We start from the raw sequence: 15650 nt of genomic DNA, 5'->3' as shown, positions 1-15650 counted from the left end.
CGGTGGACGGTCGGCTAGATTCTCCGTTCATGACACTCGACCCCGTCATCCGCCTCCGACTCTCGACGATGATGTTCCTGGAGTTCTTCGTGTGGGGCGCCTGGTTCGTCACGCTCGGCACGTACCTCGCCGCGGATCTCGGTGCGAGCGGCAGCCAGATCGCCCTGGCCTTCCTCACCCAGTCCCTCGGTGCGATCCTCGCCCCCTTCATCGTGGGGTTGATCGCGGACCGCTGGTTCGCCGCGCAGCGCATCCTCGGCGTGCTGCACCTGTTCAGCGCCGTGATGCTCTTCCTCGCCGGCCGGCAGGGCGAGTTCGGGGCGTTCTTCGTGTTCGCGCTGCTGGCGATGATCTCCTTCATGCCGACGCTCGCGCTCGCGAACTCGATCTCCTTCCGCCGCCTGACCAGCCCCGAGCGGCAGTTCCCGGCGATCCGCGTGTTCGGCACCATCGGCTGGATCGTCGCGGGACTCCTCATCGGCTGGCTCGGCTGGGAGGCCGGGGGAGCGCTCGAGAACACCTTCGTCATGGCCGCGATCGGCTCGGCGCTGCTGGGCGTCTACGCCTTCACCCTCCCGCACACCCCGCCGGAGACGACGGGCGAGCGCGTCACCGTGCGCGACGTGCTGGGCCTCGACGCCCTCGCGCTGCTGAAGTCCCGCTCCTACCTGGTCTTCTTCCTCGCCTCGATCCTGATCTGCATCCCGCTGGCCTTCTACTACAACTTCACCAACCTCTACCTCAACGAGATCGGGGTGCAGTCCGCCGCGGCCGTGCAGTCCCTCGGGCAGGTCTCCGAGGCGCTGTTCCTGCTGATCATGCCGCTGATGCTGAAGAAGCTCGGCGTGAAGTGGACGCTGCTGATCGGCATGCTCGCCTGGGCGCTGCGCTACGCCCTGTTCGCGTTCGGGGACGCCGGCTCCCTGCTGTGGCTGGTGATCATCGGCCTCGTGCTGCACGGGGTCTGCTACGACTTCTTCTTCGTCGCCGGGCAGATCTACACCGACCGCTTCGCCCCGAAGCATGTGCGCAGCGCCGCCCAGGGCCTGATCTCGCTCGCGACCTACGGCGTCGGCCTGCTGATCGGCTCCCTGATCTCCGGCCCGATCGTCGACGCCTTCCTCGCGGCAGACGGCACGCACGACTGGCGCATCGTCTGGCTCATCCCGGCCGCGCTCGCCGTCGGCGTCGCGCTGTTCTTCGCCGCGCTCTTCCGGGAGCGGGAGACGGTCGAGGCGGCGGAGGTGCCGCAGGGGGCCTGAGGCGGCCCGGAGTCCGGGGGGAGCCCTGCGTCACACCGTCCGCAGCGAGCTGAACAGCAGGTTCGTCTGCGTGGTGCGCACGCCCGGGATCGCCCGGACCCGCTCGAGGACGAGGTCGAACTCGGCGAGGTTCCGCGCCCGGATCTGCAGCACGAGGTCCCAGGTGCCGGTGGTGGAGTGGAACTGCTCGAGCTCGGGATAGCCGCGCAGCTCGCGCACGATCTCGGGGCTGCGGCTGTTCTCGGTCGCGACGAGCATCACGCCCTGGACCGAGTCGTGCTCGATGTCGCCGCTGACCCGGATCGTGAACCCCTCGATCACGCCGTTGTCCACGAGGCGGTCGATCCGCGAGGTGACGGTGGAGCGGTTGACCCCGAGCTCGCGGGCGAGGACGGCCACCGGGGTGCGGCTGTTCGCGCGGAGGAGGGCGATGAGGCGGTAGTCGAGATCGTCGAGCACGCAGACAGCGTAATACCGCCCAGCAGAGTGCTCCCCATGGTGCCGTTCTGTCCGGCATCTCGATCGTTGCGACGCCGCATCGCCGCCTCCTAGAGTCACTACCGGCCCAGGTGAGGGCGTGATTCCGGGAGCTCCTCCCGCAGTGAGATCAAGGTGGTGAGAAGTGCTCGACGTGTCCGTCCTGCCCGCTTTCCTGCTGGCCGTCACGGTCATCCTCGTGACTCCTGGACCGGACATGGCGTTCATGGTCGCCACCGGCATCAACCAGGGCAGGCGCGCCGCCGTCCAGGGCGCCTTCGGGGTCACCTCGGCGATGACGATCTGGGTGCTCGTCGCGGCGACGGGGCTCGGCGTCGCCCTGACCCAGCTGCCGGCCGCGCTCGACGCGATCCGCCTGGCCGGCGCCGGCTACCTGGCGTTCCTCGCGATCACGACCTGGCGCCGCGCCGGCGCACCGCTCGCGGAGGCCTCGGTCGTGCCGAACGTCTTCCGCCGCGGCTTCGTCGTCAACATCACCAACCCCAAGATCGCGCTGTTCTTCGTCGCCTTCCTGCCCCAGTTCCTGGGCACGACGGGCGGCTCCGGGGAGAACCCCTTCGCGCAGATCCTCATGCTGGGCCTGCTGCTGCAGCTGACCGGCCTGCTCACCGATCTCGCGATCGGCAGCGCCGCGGGGCTCTTCCGCGACGCCGTGCTCAGCCGGCCGCGCGTGCGCTACCTGCTCGACGGCGCGGCCGGCACCGTCTACGGCGCGCTCGCGGTGCTGCTCGTGCTCGGGGTCGTGCACGGCTAGACCCGCGCCGCCGGTCGGCAGCAGACTGGACGCATGACCACCGCCGAACAGCACAGCACCACCCCTCGCACGGCTCTCGTCACCGGCGCGACCAGCGGGATCGGCCGCGAGGTCGCCCTGCAGCTCGCCGAGCTCGGCTGGAGGGTGATCGCCGTCGGCCGCGACCGCGAGGCCCTCGGGCAGCTCGAGGAGGCCTCCGCGCTGATCACCCCGCGCGCCGCGGACCTGCTCACGGGCGACCTCGCCGCGCTCATGCCCGACCGCGTGGACGCCCTGGTCCACGCCGCCGGGATCTCTCCGTCGACCCGGGTCGAGGACACGGCCGATGCGGACTGGGAACGGGTCTTCGCCCTCAACGTCACCGCCGGTGCGGCGCTCGTCCGGCACGCCCTGCCGGCCCTGCGCGACGCGCGCGGCACCGTGGTGCTCGTGAACTCGGGCGCCGGCACCGCCGCCCGTCCCCGCAATGCCCCGTACGCCGCGAGCAAGCACGCGCTCCGGGCGCTCGCGAACGGCCTGCGCGCCGAGGAGGAGGGGAACGGAGTGCGGGTCTCGACCGTGTACCCCGGCCCCACGGACACCCCGATGTTCGGAGGGGACGTCGACCGGGGCGAGCTGATCCGCCCCTCCTCCGTCGCGAGAGCGGTGGTCATGGCCATCACCGCGAGCGAGGACGTGCAGCTCACGGACATCCACGTCCGACCCCGCCGTGAGCTGACCTGGTGAGCAGGCCGACGGCCCCGGGGCCGGTGCGCTCCGCGCGGTCCCGGGGTTGTCGTGCGTCGTGGCGGAGGTGCGTGACAACTCCCGGGCCTCGGCGCTGTTCCGGCTGTGCGCGAGGTTCGAGAATGGGGTGCGGATCGGGGATCCGGACTGGCCGGCCTGGGCGCCCGACGAGCTCCGAGGGATCCCGGGACCGCCCTGACCGGCGCGTTCGATCGACCCGGTCCGGCGACGTCTCCGAGCCGGTCCCTGCGCCCAGTCCCCGTCTGCTCAGCTCCCGTCGGCCGACTGCGCCTGCGGCTGTGCCGGCGCCTGCGGCTCCGAGGGTGCGTGCCGCTCGAGGAACTCGAGCATCGCCACCCGGTCCACTCCGGTGAAGGTGCCCGTCGGCATCGCGGCGAGCAGCGAGGCGTGCAGTCGCGCGACCGGCCACACCGAGCCGTGCCAGCGCTCGACCAGCTCGGGCGCGGGGCGCCGGCAGCAGTCCGGGTCGGGGCAGCTCGAGGAGTGGCGCACGCTCGTCTCTCGGCCCCGAAACCACTTCGTGTGCGCGAAGTCGGTGCCCACCGAGATGGAGAACTCCCCGCCGGAGCCGGACTCGATGCGGGAGGTGCACCAGTAGGTGCCGCCGGGCTTGTCGGTGTACTGGCTGTACTGCCGCATCCGGTCCTCGGAGCGGAACACCCGCCGCGCGCTCCACCAGCGGCACACCAGCTGCCCCTCCACCGCGCCGAGCGCATCGGTGGGGAAGCGGACGTGGTCGTTCTGGTAGGCCTTCACGATCGCGCCCGAGGAGTGCACCTTGAGGAAGTGCACCGGGATGTCGAGGTGATGGGTGGCGAGGTTCGTGAAGCGGTGCGCGGCCAGCTCGTAGGTGACGGCGAACTCGTCGCGCAGATCCTCGACCGACAGCTCCCGCTGCGCCTTCGCCCGCTGCAGGAGCTCGCTCGCCCCCGCCTCCGGCACCAGCATCGCCGCGGCCAGATAGTTCACCTCCACCCGCTGGCGCAGCAGCTCCCCGTAGTCGGCCGGCTCGCCCATCCCCAGCACGTGCGCGGCCAGGGCCTGCAGCACCGTGGTGCGGGGGTCGGCGGCATCGCGCCCGAGCGGCAGGTAGATCCGCATCGAGGACGCATCGGTGATCGAGCGGGCCGAGTGGGGGAGGTCCGGCACCGAGTGGAGGGAGAAGCCGAGCTCCTCGGCCAGCAACGAGACCTTGCGGTGCGAGAGCGGGCCGCCGCTGTGCCCGATCCGGGCCAGCAGCTCCCGCGCCGTCTCCTCGAGGGCGGGGTAGTAGTTGCCGGCCTCGGACTGCTCCTGGCGCAGCTGTCCGTTGACGCGCCGTGCCTCCTCCGGGGTCGCGGCCCGCTGCTCGTGCAGGCGCCGCAGCTCCTCGTGCAGGGTCAGGATCGTCTCGATCGCCGCGTCGGAGAGGGTCTTGCGCACGGGCAGGTCCGGTAGGCCGAGCCCCTGGTAGAGGGCTCCGGCCTGCGCCTTCTCGAGCGCGATCTCGAGCGCCGCCCGACGCGACGGGGGCTCGGGGTCCAGCAGGTCCTCGACCCCCACCTCGAGCACGCGCGCGATCCGGCGCAGCTCCCCGAGGCGCAGCTCGCGCTTGCCGTTCTGGATCACGGACAGCTGCGAGGGTGCGCGGTCCAGGGCCGTGGCGAGCTCGGCGAGGGAGAGGCCGCGTGCGGTGCGCGCGGCACGGATCCTTCGGCCGATGAGCAGCGGGTCGACCTCGTCGTCGGGATCGGGCGCGAGCGCTCCGGGAGCAGGTGCGCCGGGGGCGCCGGTGCTGGAGCCGGTGCTGGCAGCGGGCCGTCGTGCGGCGTCGTCGGGACGTCGGCCGGAGGTGCGGGGCTGAGCGGTCATGCGGGCCACAGTGACACAGATTACTTCTGAAGAACAGAAATATCGCGGAAGTTCTTCGCTATCGGACCTTCTGAGGGGGTTGCGGAGCGGCAAGAGTGTGACCACTCGACGAAGTTCGTCGAGGACGGCAGCCCCACCGGCCGCCGGACCAGCCCGAGGAGCCGATGATGACCACCCCGACCCCCTCCGCCCCGCGCAGCGCCACCCGCCCCGGGGACCCGACCATGACCGCCGAGGAGCTCGCCCGCGACTGGGAGATCGACCCGCGCTGGGCGGGGGTCCGCCGCGACCACAGCGCCGAGGACGTCCTCTCCCTCACCGGCCCCGTCCGCGAGGAGCACACCCTCGCACGCCGCGGCGCCGAGCGCCTCTGGGAGTTGATCCGCGAGAACGACGAGGACCCCGGCTCCTGGATCTCCGCCCTCGGCGCGCTCACCGGCAACCAGGCCGTCCAGCAGGTCCGCGCCGGGCTGAAGGCGATCTACCTCTCCGGCTGGCAGGTCGCCGCCGACGCCAACCTCTCCGGCCAGACCTATCCCGACCAGTCGCTCTACCCCGCCAACTCCGTCCCCTCCGTCGTGCGCCGGATCAACAACGCGCTGCTGCGCGCCGGACAGATCGAGTTCGCCGAGACCGGCACCACCAGCCGCGACTGGCAGGCGCCGATCGTCGCCGACGCCGAGGCCGGCTTCGGAGGCGCCCTGAACGCCTACGAGCTGATGCGCTCGATGATCGAGGCGGGCGCCGCGGGCGTGCACTGGGAGGACCAGCTGGCGAGCGAGAAGAAGTGCGGCCACCTGGGCGGGAAGGTGCTCATCCCGACCTCCCAGCACGTGCGCACCCTGAACGCCGCCCGCCTTGCCGCGGACGTCTCCGGCACCCCGACGGTGATCATCGCGCGCACCGACGCGCTCGCCGCGACCCTGCTGACCAGCGACGTCGACGAGCGCGACCGCCCCTTCCTCACCGGGGAGCGCACCGCGGAGGGCTTCTACGAGATCACCCCCGGGATCGAGCCCGTCATCGCGCGAGGTCTGGCGTATGCGGAGTACGCGGATCTGCTGTGGGTCGAGTCCTCCACCCCGGACCTCGAGCTCGCCCGCCGCTTCGCCGAGGCGATCCACGCGCGGTTCCCGCACCAGAAGCTCGCCTACAACTGCTCGCCGAGCTTCAACTGGAAGCGTCACCTGGACGATGCGCAGATCGCCCGCTTCCAGCGCGAGCTCGCCGCGATGGGCTACGCCTTCCAGTTCATCACCCTGGCCGGCTTCCACTCCCTGAACCACGCCATGTTCGAGCTGGCCAGCGGCTACCGCGACCGGCAGATGAGCGCCTTCGTCGAGCTGCAGGAGGCGGAGTTCGCCTCGGCCGAGCACGGCTTCACCGCCCACCGTCACCAGGCCGAGGTGGGCACCGGCTACTTCGACCGGGTCGCCACCGCCCTGAACCCCACCTCGTCCACGCTCGCCCTCGCGGGCTCCACCGAGACGGCCCAGTTCCACTGAGCGCCGTCGGCCCCGTTCCCGGGGCCGCGAGCGGAGACCCCGCCGCCCCCGGGCGAAGAACCAGCGTCCACCTGACCCGTTCCCTCGGCCCGCCACCCCGCGCCGGACCCCTTCGACCCTCCTGACCAGCCACGTGTCCCGGAAGGACCTCCCCATGACCCTCATCGACTACCGCCGCCCCCTCTCCGAGCAGCGCCCCGCCGCCGGCACCTCGACCGACCCGTCGGCCCCCGACCGCAGCACCCCGCGCGGACGCCTCGAGGTCGTCGGCCCCCTGGGGCCCCGCTTCGAGGAGATCCTCACCCCCGAGGCGCTCGACTTCCTCGCCCTGCTGCACGACCGCTTCGCGAGCCGACGCACCGAGCTGCTCACCGCCCGCACCCTGCGCCGGGAGTCCATCGCGGGCGGGGCCATGTTCGACTTCCTCCCCGCCACCCGTGCGATCCGCGAGGACCGCAGCTGGCGCGTCGCAGGCCCCGGGCCGGGCCTCGAGGACCGGCGCGTCGAGATCACCGGCCCCACCGACCGGAAGATGACGATCAACGCCCTGAACTCCGGGGCGAGGGTGTGGCTCGCCGACCACGAGGATGCGCTGAGCCCCACCTGGGACGCGGTCATCGACGGGCAGCTGAACCTGCACGACGCGATTCGTCGGCAGATCGACTTCACCGGCGAGAACGGCAAGGAGTACCGCCTGGCCGAGGAGACCGCGACGATCGTGTTCCGGCCCCGCGGCTGGCACCTGCCCGAGCAGCATCTGCGCTGGGTGAGGGCCGACGGCCGCTCGATGCGGGCCTCCGCCTCGCTGGTCGACGCGGGGCTGTACCTCTTCCACAACGCGCGCGAGCTGATCGAGCGCGGCTCCGGCCCCTATCTCTACCTGCCCAAGCTCGAGTCCCATCTCGAGGCGCGGCTGTGGGACGAGGTGTTCACGACCGCCGAGCGCCGGCTCGGCATCGAGCACGGCACGATCCGCGCGACCGTGCTCATCGAGACCCTGCCCGCGGCCTTCGAGATGGAGGAGATCCTCTACGAGCTGCGCGATCACTGCGCGGGGCTGAACGCGGGACGCTGGGACTATCTCTTCTCGATCATCAAGATGTTCCGCGACCGGGGCCGACGCCGCGTGCTCCCGGACCGCTCGCAGCTGACGATGACGGTGCCGTTCATGCGGGCGTACACCGAGCTGCTGGTCGCGACCTGCCACCGCCGCGGCGCGCATGCGATCGGCGGGATGAGCGCCTTCATCCCCGACCGCCACGACCCCGAGGTGACGCGGCAGGCGCTGGTCATGGTGGCCGAGGACAAGCAGCGCGAGGCGAGCGACGGCTTCGACGGCACCTGGGTGGCGCATCCGGACCTGGTTCCGGCCGCGCAGGCGGAGTTCGACGCGGTCCTGGGCGAGCGCCCGCACCAGGTGGACCGGCTGCGCGAGGACGTGCACGTGACCGCCGAGGACCTGCTCGATCTCGAGGTCGAGGGCGGGGCCATCACCGCCCAGGGGATCCGGCAGAACATCCGCGTGTCCCTCCGCTACCTGGACGCGTGGCTGCGCGGCTCGGGCGCCGTCGCGATCGACCACCTGATGGAGGACGCGGCGACCGTGGAGATCTCCCGCTCGCAGCTGTGGCAGTGGATCACCCAGGGGATGCTCACCGACGAGGGCATGCCGGTGACGCGGGAGCGGGTCGAGTACTTCATCGACCGGGCCGTGCTCGAGCTCGACACCGAGCAGGGCAGCCGCATCGCCGAGGCGGCCGAGCTGCTCAAGGAGGCGGTCCTCGGCGACGAGTTCCCGGCCTTCCTCACGAACGGCGCGTACGAGCGCCACCTGGGGTGATGCTGGGCAGGTGACGGTGCGCCGGGTCGGTGCACGGGTGAGGTCCGGAGGGCGCTCGGTCGAGCGTTCCGGACAGATCGGACACCCGTGCGCCGACCCGGCTATGTTCGGGCCATGCGCATCGGCATCGACATGGGCACCACCCGCACCATCGCGGCGGGCGTGGACCGCGGCAACTATCCCGTCCTCCCGTTCACGGACCCCGACGGGGACGAGCACGGCCACTTCCCCTCCGTGATCGCCGAGGTCGACGGGCGGCTCGTCCACGGCTTCGAGGCGGAGCGCGCAGCCCGCGCCGGCGCCCCTCACCTGCGCTCCTTCAAGCGACTGCTCGGCGACCCGGATACGCACCCCGGCACGACGGTCCGGCTCGGCGGGCGCGAGCACCTGCTGCTGGACCTCATCACCGCCTATCTCACCGCGGTGCGGGAGGCGCTGCCGGTCCCGGTCGGCCAGGTCGCCGCCTCGGTCCCCGCCCACGCCCACTCCGCCCAGCGGATCATGACGCTCGAGGCCTTCCGGCGCGCCGGCACCGACGTGGTCGCCCTGCTCAACGAGCCCTCCGCGGCCGGCTTCGAGTACACCCACCACCAGTCCCGCAGCCTCACCGCCCGACGCACCCGCATCGCGGTCTACGACCTCGGCGGCGGCACCTTCGACAGCTCGCTGGTGGAGGCCGACGGCGGCGGGCACGCCGTGCTCGGCAGCCACGGCGTCAGCCGTCTCGGCGGCGACGACGTCGACCAGGTGCTGCTCGAGCTGGTGCTGGAGCGGGCAGGGCTGACCGTGGAGGAGCTCGGGGCGCCTGCCGTGGACGCGCTGCGCGAGGAGTGCCGCGCGGCGAAGGAGCGTCTGCTGCCGCAGACGCGTCGGATGATGATCGACCTCGGCGAGGAGCACGACCCCGTGATCCTCCCGGTCGAGGACTTCTACGCCGCGGCCGCGCCGCTGATCGAGCGGACCCTCGAGGTCATGGCCCCGCTGGTGGGGGAGCTCGATGCGGAGTCCGGCATCGCCGGGATCTATCTCGTCGGCGGCGGGTCCGGTCTGCCGCTGGTGGGACGGATGCTGCGCGAGCGCTTCGGCCGCCGCGTGCACCGCTCCCCGTACCCGGCGGCCTCCACCGCGATCGGCCTCGCGATCGCCGCGGACCCGGACTCCGGGGTCACCCTCGCCGACCGCCTCTCCCGCGGCATCGGCGTGTTCCGCGAGGTCAGAGCGGGGGAGGGGGTCTCCTTCGACCAGGTCCTCACCCCCGACGCGCCCCTGCCGACCAGCGGCGCCACAACCGTGACCCGGAGCTACACCGCCGCGCACGACCTGGGCTGGTTCCGCGTCGTGGAGCATGCGGCGCTGGATGCGAGCGGCGAGCCGCGCGGGGACCTGGTCCCGTTCGCGGACGTGCTCTTCCCCTTCGCCCCGGCGCTGCGTTCGCTCGACGAGGCGGCGCTCGCCGAGGTGGAGGTGACGCGCCGCGAGGGCGGGCCCCGCATCGAGGAGCGCTACGAGCTGCACCCCTCCGGAGCGGTGACGCTGCGGATAACGGACCTGGACAGCGGGTTCAGCCGGGAGTACGGCCTCGCCCGACGGGGGTGACGGCGGCGGGAGATGCGGAACGGTGCTGGGCAGAGTCGCGCTGACCGTCCCTCCACGCCGGGGTCCGGGCGTGGCCCCGCGAGTCGGGGCACATCTGCGTTCCGGTCCGGGCGCGCTCAGCGGGCGCCGGGGAACTCCTCGAGCACCTCGTCGAGGATCTCCGCCGTGTCGCGGAGGCGGGCGATCCGTCCCTCGAGCTCGCGTCGGTGGACGCGCAGCGAGTTGATCCCGTCGGCCGCGCCGTCGGACCTCCCCAGCAGCGGCGGCAGCAGCGGTGCGATCTCGGTGCTCGTGAGGCCGGCGGCGAAGAGCCGCTGCACGAGCAGCACGCGGTCCACCGCCTCGGCGTCGAAGCGTCGGTGGCCGGCGGCGGTGCGGGCCGGGGTCAGCAGGCCCTGCTCCTCGTAGTAGCGCAGTGAGCGGGCGCTCACGCCAGTGCGCGCGGACAGCTCGCCGATGCCGAAGCGTGCGGGAGCACCGGTGCTCACAGCAGGGTTCACACGGGTGTAAACAGCGGTCATGGCGCCACAGTATGCCTGAGTCGCCGTCAGATCATGCAGGTCAGGGGCGTGTCGCGATAAATGACATGGATGTGACGCCCTGCTCCGATCTGTGCGGTCTCCGGATCAGTGCGCTGGGGGCTCGGGAGCGTCCGTCGGTCCAGGTGGCTGCGACGGTCTCGGAGCACTGCCCCTGGCCATGTCGTCCAGCAGGACGAGGACGCCGTCGCTGACAGGGCGGGGCCGGATGATCGGCAGGTCCGTGATCCGCAGCTGCAGGCGGTCGAAGGCGCGGTAGATCGTCGACCATCCCTTCGCCGACGAGCCCTCGTCCAACGCTGGTTCCTCTCCGGTCGCTCCGGTGCCGTGCGCCGATGCGACGGGCGGGGTCGCCGTCTCGAGGGAGCCCTCGACGACGGGAGGAGTCTCGGCAGCGGACAGCAGGACGCCATCGGCGGCGGTGGCTGCGGGGAGAGCAGGACGGGCCGAGATGGGCGAGCCTGCGGTGTGAGGCGCCGGCAGGCCTGCGATGCCGGACTCCGCCAGCTGCCGACGGCGCTGCCGTCGGTAGGTGCCGACCGGGTCGAAGTTGATGCCGCCCCGCCGTGCCTTCTGGCCGTAGCGGGTGGTCCACTCGACTGTGCGCCGCGTCCCGTCCTCGTCGTGGATGACGCGGACGCTCTCCCCGAAATCCTCCTTCTGGTTGTCCCCTCCGCAGGTGCCGTTCCCGTTGTCGAGGCTGGTCGCACCACCCTGCGACCAGGGCACGATGTGGTCCATCTGGCGGATCGGGGCATTGCAGAACGGTGCACGGCAGGTCTGGTGGGCGAGCGTGAGGAAGCGCCTCAGGGAGGCGGGGAAGGCTCTGGACCTCGCCTCGACACCGACGAGCTGGCCGGTGTCGAGGTCGGCGTAGAGGTTCCGGATCGTCAGCGCGAGGTCGGTGTCCTCGCCCCCGGAGTCCAGGGCCCGCAGCATCGCCTCGCGGACGTGGTCGTAGGGGACCGGCCCGAATCCCTCGATCGTCGCCGCGTCGGCGTGCGCCGGGGCGAGCAGTGACCGGTCGGTGATGATGATCCCGATGTCCAGGGTGGTCGGATCGATGCCGTCGCCCCGGCCGACCAGGGCGTCGGCGAACATGTCCGCCATGATCTGCTGGTGGCCGCGCCGGTCGCCGGCGGCGCGGGCGCCCTCCGCCGCGACGGACAGCCCCTTCCGGATCCGGGCGGCGTCGATCGCCGGGATCAGCGCCCGCACCGAGGCCATGCCGTGGTCCTCGCGCGTGATCGTGACGTGCCGATCCTTCATCGCCCGACGATGGCGCTCCGCCGCCCCCTCCGGATCCAGCGCATGGAGCAAACGCGCGACGTGGTCGGAGATCTCCCGGGTGCCGCAGTCCTGCAGGTCGGGGAGCTGTGCGGTGAGCATCGTGTCGACCAGTTCCCGCACATGCGGCGGCACCGGCCCCATGGCCGAGCCGACGGTGTGCACCGAGCGGGGGTTCAGCGTGCCCTCGGCCAGGGCGGTGAGCATGCCCGGCATGCTCTGGACCAGCCGACGGCAGGTCGCCAGGCTCCGACCGGCCACGGACCGCGACTCCTTGAGCATCCGCGAGGCCTCGGAGCGGGCGACCTGCATCGCCTGTCGCGGGCTCTCCTCGCCCTGCAGGCAGTCCTCCTTCCCCGCGGCCTCGAGGCGCACCAGCGCACGAGCTCGCACCGCATCCAGAGCAGCTTCGATCCCGACGATGCTCGACAGGAGTGTCTTGGTCTCGGCCACGGACAGACGGTCGAGCGACGGGGAGCCCTGCACGCCGAGCGTCATGAGGGCTGACCGGGCCGCCGCGACATCGACCTCTCCGACGAGGACCGCTCTCTCCTCCACACGCACGGGTACGTCCACCGGCACCGGCGCGCCCTCAGCGGCGTCATCCGCAGGCGGGACGTCGTTCACCGGACGGTGGCCGTCGTCGGCCTCCCCGGTGTCGTCGCGTCGCTGCGGATCCTCTGTCATGTGACCAGTATCGCATGTCAGTTTGATAGAGGGAAGAGTCCGGTAGAAACCCTCCACAGCTGTGCACAGAATGTGGAAAAGCGGGGCGTGTGGAGGAACAGTGGGGAGGGTGGTCCTGTCCGGATGCGGCGGCAGCGGCGGGATGCGCGTCAGGAGAGTGCGGCCGGCGAGCTGCTCCGACGTGCGATGCTTCGGACACATCGTCCTGTTCACCCTGGGCCGATGCCGAATGCCACAGCTGCGGGGGAGTCGTCCCGCGAGAGGCAGAGAGAAACGGGGTTCAGGGAGGTCGCACTGCTCACGAAGCAGGAACGGTCGCCGCCGTCGGCTCGGAGAGAATCCGAGTCACGCGCCCGGAGGTTGCTTTTCGTTTATCGACGATGGTGTCACCCGAGAAACTGTCGAGTCTCCGTGGTCACCCAATCGCACAGACGTACGAGGCGACGGTGAGTGCTGCGCGAGCATGCCGAACCGGTCCGCGCGAGCGCACCCCACCCGCCCCGGCGACTCGCGGGATGGCCGGAGGTCGAGGCCGTCCCGTCGGCCTCAGGCGGTGTCGTGCGTGGCGATGAGCGAGACCGCCACGAGGAACAGGGCGGTCGCGCCGAATCCCGCGCCGGCACAGGCGGGCAGCGCGCGGTGCTCCAGACCGCGGTCGTGGCGGCTGACCCCGGCATATCCGAGGACGACGGCGGCGAGGCCCGGCGGCACGGCGAGCACGTCGCCGATGATCGGGATCAGGGCGCAGAGCAGCGCGATCAGGCCGAGGGCGAGGGAGAGGTCCCCGGGGGAGCGCCGCCCGCGTCGGGGCGGACGGGCGTCGTCCATGCTTGCATCGTAGAGGGGAGTGTGCGACGTGGCCCGGGTGTCGCACCTGCTCGCGCTCCTGCTGGGCACTGCGCGGGTGCTCGGCCCCCGGAGGTGCGTCCGGCGGTGCTCGCGCTGGCGGGCCGTGCTCGCGGCACCTGGGGAGAGCAGTGCGCTCCGCGGTGACGAACTGGTGCGCCGCGGCATACCGGACGCGGGAAGGGCCGACGGCGAGGGGACACGGGATGAACGCATTGCGACGGGTCGAAGCAGACCAGCCGCACCGCTTCCGCGGCACCGCGCCGGGCACCCGCTGACCTCACTCCAGCGGGTTCTCCTGCGGAGGCAGCGCCGCGACCAGCGGGTGGTCCTTCTCGATAACGCCCATCTTCGCCGCGCCGCCGGGCGCTCCGAGCTCGTCGAAGAACTCGACGTTGGCGTTGTAGTACTCCGCCCACTCGTCCGGGGTGTCGTCCTCGTAGAAGATCGCCTCGACCGGGCAGACCGGTTCGCAGGCGCCGCAGTCCACGCACTCGTCCGGTTGGATGTAGAGCATCCGGCTGCCTTCATAGATGCAGTCGACGGGACACTCGTCGACGCAGGCGCGGTCCTTCACGTCGACGCAGGGCAGGGCGATCACGTAGGTCATCGGAGGCGGTCCTCCCAGGAGCGGTGGGGCGGTGCGGGTCCTTCCCGCGGTGCTGCGAGCACCGTAGGATCTCAAGTGCACTTGAGGTCAAGGCGGAGGGAGGGGATGCTCGTGAATGCGCCCCACGAGCCCGAGCAGCTCATGACCATCGGTGAGATGGGCCGACGCACCGGCGTCGCCCCGAGCGCCCTGCGCTACTACGAGGACCTGGGGCTCATCGCCTCCGTGCGCACCGCCGGGAACCAGCGACGCTACGCCCGGCACATGCTGCGCCGCGTCTCCCTGGTCTCGGTCGCCAAGCGCCTCGGGATCCCGCTGGCCGACGTCGGCGCCGCCTTCGGCGACGTCCCCATGGACCGCACACCCTCCCACGCCGACTGGCAGCGGGCCTCCCGCCGCTGGCGCCGCACCCTCGAGGAGCGTCGACGCGCGATCGAGCGGCTCGAGCACGAGCTGACCGGCTGCATCGGCTGCGGCTGCCTCTCGCTGAAGGCCTGCGCGCTGCTGAACCCCGACGACGCGCTCGCTGCGACCGGCGCCGGGCCCCGCCGGCTCGAGGACGTCATCGAGGACGACGAAGGAGACGACGGCGCCGACGAGCGGACGTGAGTGCAGGGCGGGCGGCCGACGCCGCGCAGTCGCGCGAGACGGCCGCCGGGTGCGGGGCGTCGGCCGCCGGGACGTCGCGCGCCAGTCCACAGCCGTCCGCTGATGGCGAAGTATGACGCCCCGGTTTGCCCTCTAGTGGACTTGAGGTTCTATGGTCGAGCTGTTGCTCGCCGGGCGGACCGGCGGGGTTCGACGAAAGGAAGGACTGATCATGGCTGAGTACACGCTTCCCGATCTCGACTACGACTACGGCGCGCTGGATCCCTCGATCTCGGGGAAGATCATGGAGCTGCACCACTCCAAGCACCACGCGACCTACGTCAAGGGCGCGAACACGGCGCTGGAGAAGCTCGCCGCGGCGCGTGAGGCCGGGGACTTCGGGTCGATCAACCAGTTCTCGAAGGACCTGGCGTTCAACCTCGGCGGTCACACGAACCACTCGATCTTCTGGAAGAACCTCTCCCCGGAGGGCGGCGACAAGCCGACCGGTGAGCTCGCGCAGGCGATCGATGAGTACTTCGGCTCGTTCGACTCCTTCCGTGCGCACTTCACGGCGGCGGCGCTGGGCATCCAGGGCTCGGGCTGGGCGGTGCTCGCCTACGAGCCGATCGGCGGGAACCTGGTGATCGAGCAGTTCTACGATCAGCAGAACGGTGTGCCGGTCGCGACGATCCCGCTGTTCCAGCTGGACATGTGGGAGCACGCCTTCTACCTGGACTACCAGAACGTGAAGGCGGACTACGTCAAGGCGATCTGGAACATCGTGAACTGGGCCGACGTGCAGGCCCGCTTCGAGGCCGCGCGCTCCTCGGCGTCCGGTCTCGTCGCGCCCCAGGCCTGATTCCGCAGTCTTCATCCCGGGGCCTCATGCCCTGAGTGCTGACGGCCCGTGTCCCCTGACGCAGGGGGACGCGGGCCGTCCTCATGCCGGGGACCCCCGCACAGCCGCGTCCAGCGTCGGGCGAACTCGCTCGCGCCGATCCGGCAGGCCGCCGACACCCCGTCCGGACCAGGCCGCC

Annotated in this window: 14 protein-coding genes; 8 read left to right on the top strand and 6 right to left on the bottom strand. The window is 71.6% G+C overall.

What is annotated here, in order from left to right; translation table 11 throughout:
• Positions 1-29: 29 nt before the first annotated feature.
• Positions 30-1262 (top strand): nucleoside permease, encoded by a 1233-nt coding sequence (locus tag RBL05_RS10235; RefSeq protein WP_308739575.1) that lies wholly within the window; start codon positions 30-32, stop codon positions 1260-1262.
• Positions 1263-1292: 30 nt separating this feature from the next.
• Here the strand turns inward: RBL05_RS10235 and RBL05_RS10230 are convergent, their stop codons facing one another.
• Positions 1293-1721 carry an Lrp/AsnC family transcriptional regulator gene (locus RBL05_RS10230; protein ID WP_053918947.1) on the bottom strand — a complete coding sequence of 143 codons (429 nt, stop codon included), beginning with the start codon at positions 1719-1721 and terminating at the stop codon, positions 1293-1295.
• A gap of 163 nt (positions 1722-1884) precedes the next feature.
• Here RBL05_RS10230 and RBL05_RS10225 point away from each other — a divergent pair, with 163 nt between their 5' ends.
• Together RBL05_RS10225 and RBL05_RS10220 are read left to right on the top strand one after the other, a co-directional pair.
• Positions 1885-2514, top strand: coding sequence for a LysE family translocator (locus RBL05_RS10225; protein ID WP_308739576.1), 630 nt, complete (start codon positions 1885-1887; stop codon positions 2512-2514).
• A gap of 33 nt (positions 2515-2547) precedes the next feature.
• Positions 2548-3240 carry an SDR family NAD(P)-dependent oxidoreductase gene (locus tag RBL05_RS10220; protein ID WP_263311664.1) on the top strand — a complete coding sequence of 231 codons (693 nt, stop codon included), beginning with the start codon at positions 2548-2550 and terminating at the stop codon, positions 3238-3240.
• Positions 3241-3507: 267 nt separating this feature from the next.
• Here RBL05_RS10220 and RBL05_RS10215 read toward each other — a convergent pair whose 3' ends face one another.
• Positions 3508-5112 carry a helix-turn-helix domain-containing protein gene (locus RBL05_RS10215; RefSeq protein ID WP_308739577.1) on the bottom strand — a complete coding sequence of 535 codons (1605 nt, stop codon included), beginning with the start codon at positions 5110-5112 and terminating at the stop codon, positions 3508-3510.
• Between the two features lie 167 nt (positions 5113-5279).
• Here RBL05_RS10215 and aceA point away from each other — a divergent pair, with 167 nt between their 5' ends.
• The 3 genes from aceA (at position 5280) to RBL05_RS10200 (ending at position 10053) form a co-directional block, all read left to right on the top strand.
• Complete coding sequence (gene aceA / locus RBL05_RS10210) at positions 5280-6617, top strand: isocitrate lyase (protein ID WP_308739578.1); 1338 nt, start codon at positions 5280-5282, stop codon at positions 6615-6617.
• 154 nt (positions 6618-6771) lie between these two features.
• The gene (gene aceB, locus RBL05_RS10205) at positions 6772-8457 is read left to right on the top strand and encodes a malate synthase A (protein WP_308739579.1); all 1686 of its coding nucleotides are present in this window, start codon (positions 6772-6774) and stop codon (positions 8455-8457) included.
• Between the two features lie 114 nt (positions 8458-8571).
• On the top strand, positions 8572-10053 hold the full coding sequence (locus tag RBL05_RS10200) for an Hsp70 family protein (protein WP_308739580.1): 1482 nt from the start codon (positions 8572-8574) through the stop codon (positions 10051-10053).
• A 116-nt stretch (positions 10054-10169) separates the two neighbouring features.
• Here the strand turns inward: RBL05_RS10200 and RBL05_RS10195 are convergent, their stop codons facing one another.
• The 4 genes from RBL05_RS10195 to fdxA form a co-directional block, all read right to left on the bottom strand.
• Positions 10170-10574: a MerR family transcriptional regulator gene (locus tag RBL05_RS10195; protein ID WP_308739581.1), complete on the bottom strand. Its 405-nt coding sequence runs from the start codon at positions 10572-10574 to the stop codon at positions 10170-10172.
• 105 nt (positions 10575-10679) lie between these two features.
• On the bottom strand, positions 10680-12566 hold the full coding sequence (locus RBL05_RS10190; protein WP_308739582.1) for a DUF222 domain-containing protein: 1887 nt from the start codon (positions 12564-12566) through the stop codon (positions 10680-10682).
• Between the two features lie 546 nt (positions 12567-13112).
• Complete coding sequence (locus tag RBL05_RS10185; protein ID WP_308739583.1) at positions 13113-13394, bottom strand: hypothetical protein; 282 nt, start codon at positions 13392-13394, stop codon at positions 13113-13115.
• Positions 13395-13692: 298 nt separating this feature from the next.
• Positions 13693-14022: a ferredoxin gene (fdxA, locus tag RBL05_RS10180; RefSeq protein WP_010551989.1), complete on the bottom strand. Its 330-nt coding sequence runs from the start codon at positions 14020-14022 to the stop codon at positions 13693-13695.
• Between the two features lie 105 nt (positions 14023-14127).
• Here fdxA and soxR point away from each other — a divergent pair, with 105 nt between their 5' ends.
• Positions 14128-14631 carry a redox-sensitive transcriptional activator SoxR gene (gene soxR / locus RBL05_RS10175; protein WP_308739584.1) on the top strand — a complete coding sequence of 168 codons (504 nt, stop codon included), beginning with the start codon at positions 14128-14130 and terminating at the stop codon, positions 14629-14631.
• Positions 14632-14842: 211 nt separating this feature from the next.
• Entirely contained in the window at positions 14843-15472 is a 630-nt protein-coding gene (locus RBL05_RS10170) for a superoxide dismutase (protein WP_308739585.1), read from the top strand.
• Positions 15473-15650 lie beyond the last annotated feature (178 nt).

Origin of the sequence: Brachybacterium sp. GU-2 (genome assembly GCF_030866705.2) — a bacterium.
Lineage (GTDB): Bacteria > Actinomycetota > Actinomycetes > Actinomycetales > Dermabacteraceae > Brachybacterium > Brachybacterium conglomeratum.
Note: the sequence above shows the minus strand (reverse complement) of the source record. Positions and strands in the feature narration are given on the sequence as shown.

Bases quoted from the DNA above. Each gene is read 5' to 3' on its own strand.
- RBL05_RS10185 (WP_308739583.1), bottom strand. From the start codon at position 13,394: ATGGACGACGCCCGTCCGCCCCGACGCGGGCGGCGCTCCCCCGGGGAC.
- RBL05_RS10195 (WP_308739581.1), bottom strand. From the start codon at position 10,574: ATGACCGCTGTTTACACCCGTGTGAACCCTGCTGTGAGCACCGGTGCT.
- RBL05_RS10235 (WP_308739575.1), top strand. From the start codon at position 30: ATGACACTCGACCCCGTCATCCGCCTCCGACTCTCGACGATGATGTTC.
- RBL05_RS10170 (WP_308739585.1), top strand. From the start codon at position 14,843: ATGGCTGAGTACACGCTTCCCGATCTCGACTACGACTACGGCGCGCTG.
- RBL05_RS10215 (WP_308739577.1), bottom strand. From the start codon at position 5,112: ATGACCGCTCAGCCCCGCACCTCCGGCCGACGTCCCGACGACGCCGCA.
- soxR (WP_308739584.1), top strand. From the start codon at position 14,128: ATGCTCGTGAATGCGCCCCACGAGCCCGAGCAGCTCATGACCATCGGT.
- aceB (WP_308739579.1), top strand. From the start codon at position 6,772: ATGACCCTCATCGACTACCGCCGCCCCCTCTCCGAGCAGCGCCCCGCC.
- RBL05_RS10220 (WP_263311664.1), top strand. From the start codon at position 2,548: ATGACCACCGCCGAACAGCACAGCACCACCCCTCGCACGGCTCTCGTC.
- RBL05_RS10200 (WP_308739580.1), top strand. From the start codon at position 8,572: ATGCGCATCGGCATCGACATGGGCACCACCCGCACCATCGCGGCGGGC.
- RBL05_RS10190 (WP_308739582.1), bottom strand. From the start codon at position 12,566: ATGACAGAGGATCCGCAGCGACGCGACGACACCGGGGAGGCCGACGAC.
- aceA (WP_308739578.1), top strand. From the start codon at position 5,280: ATGACCACCCCGACCCCCTCCGCCCCGCGCAGCGCCACCCGCCCCGGG.
- fdxA (WP_010551989.1), bottom strand. From the start codon at position 14,022: ATGACCTACGTGATCGCCCTGCCCTGCGTCGACGTGAAGGACCGCGCC.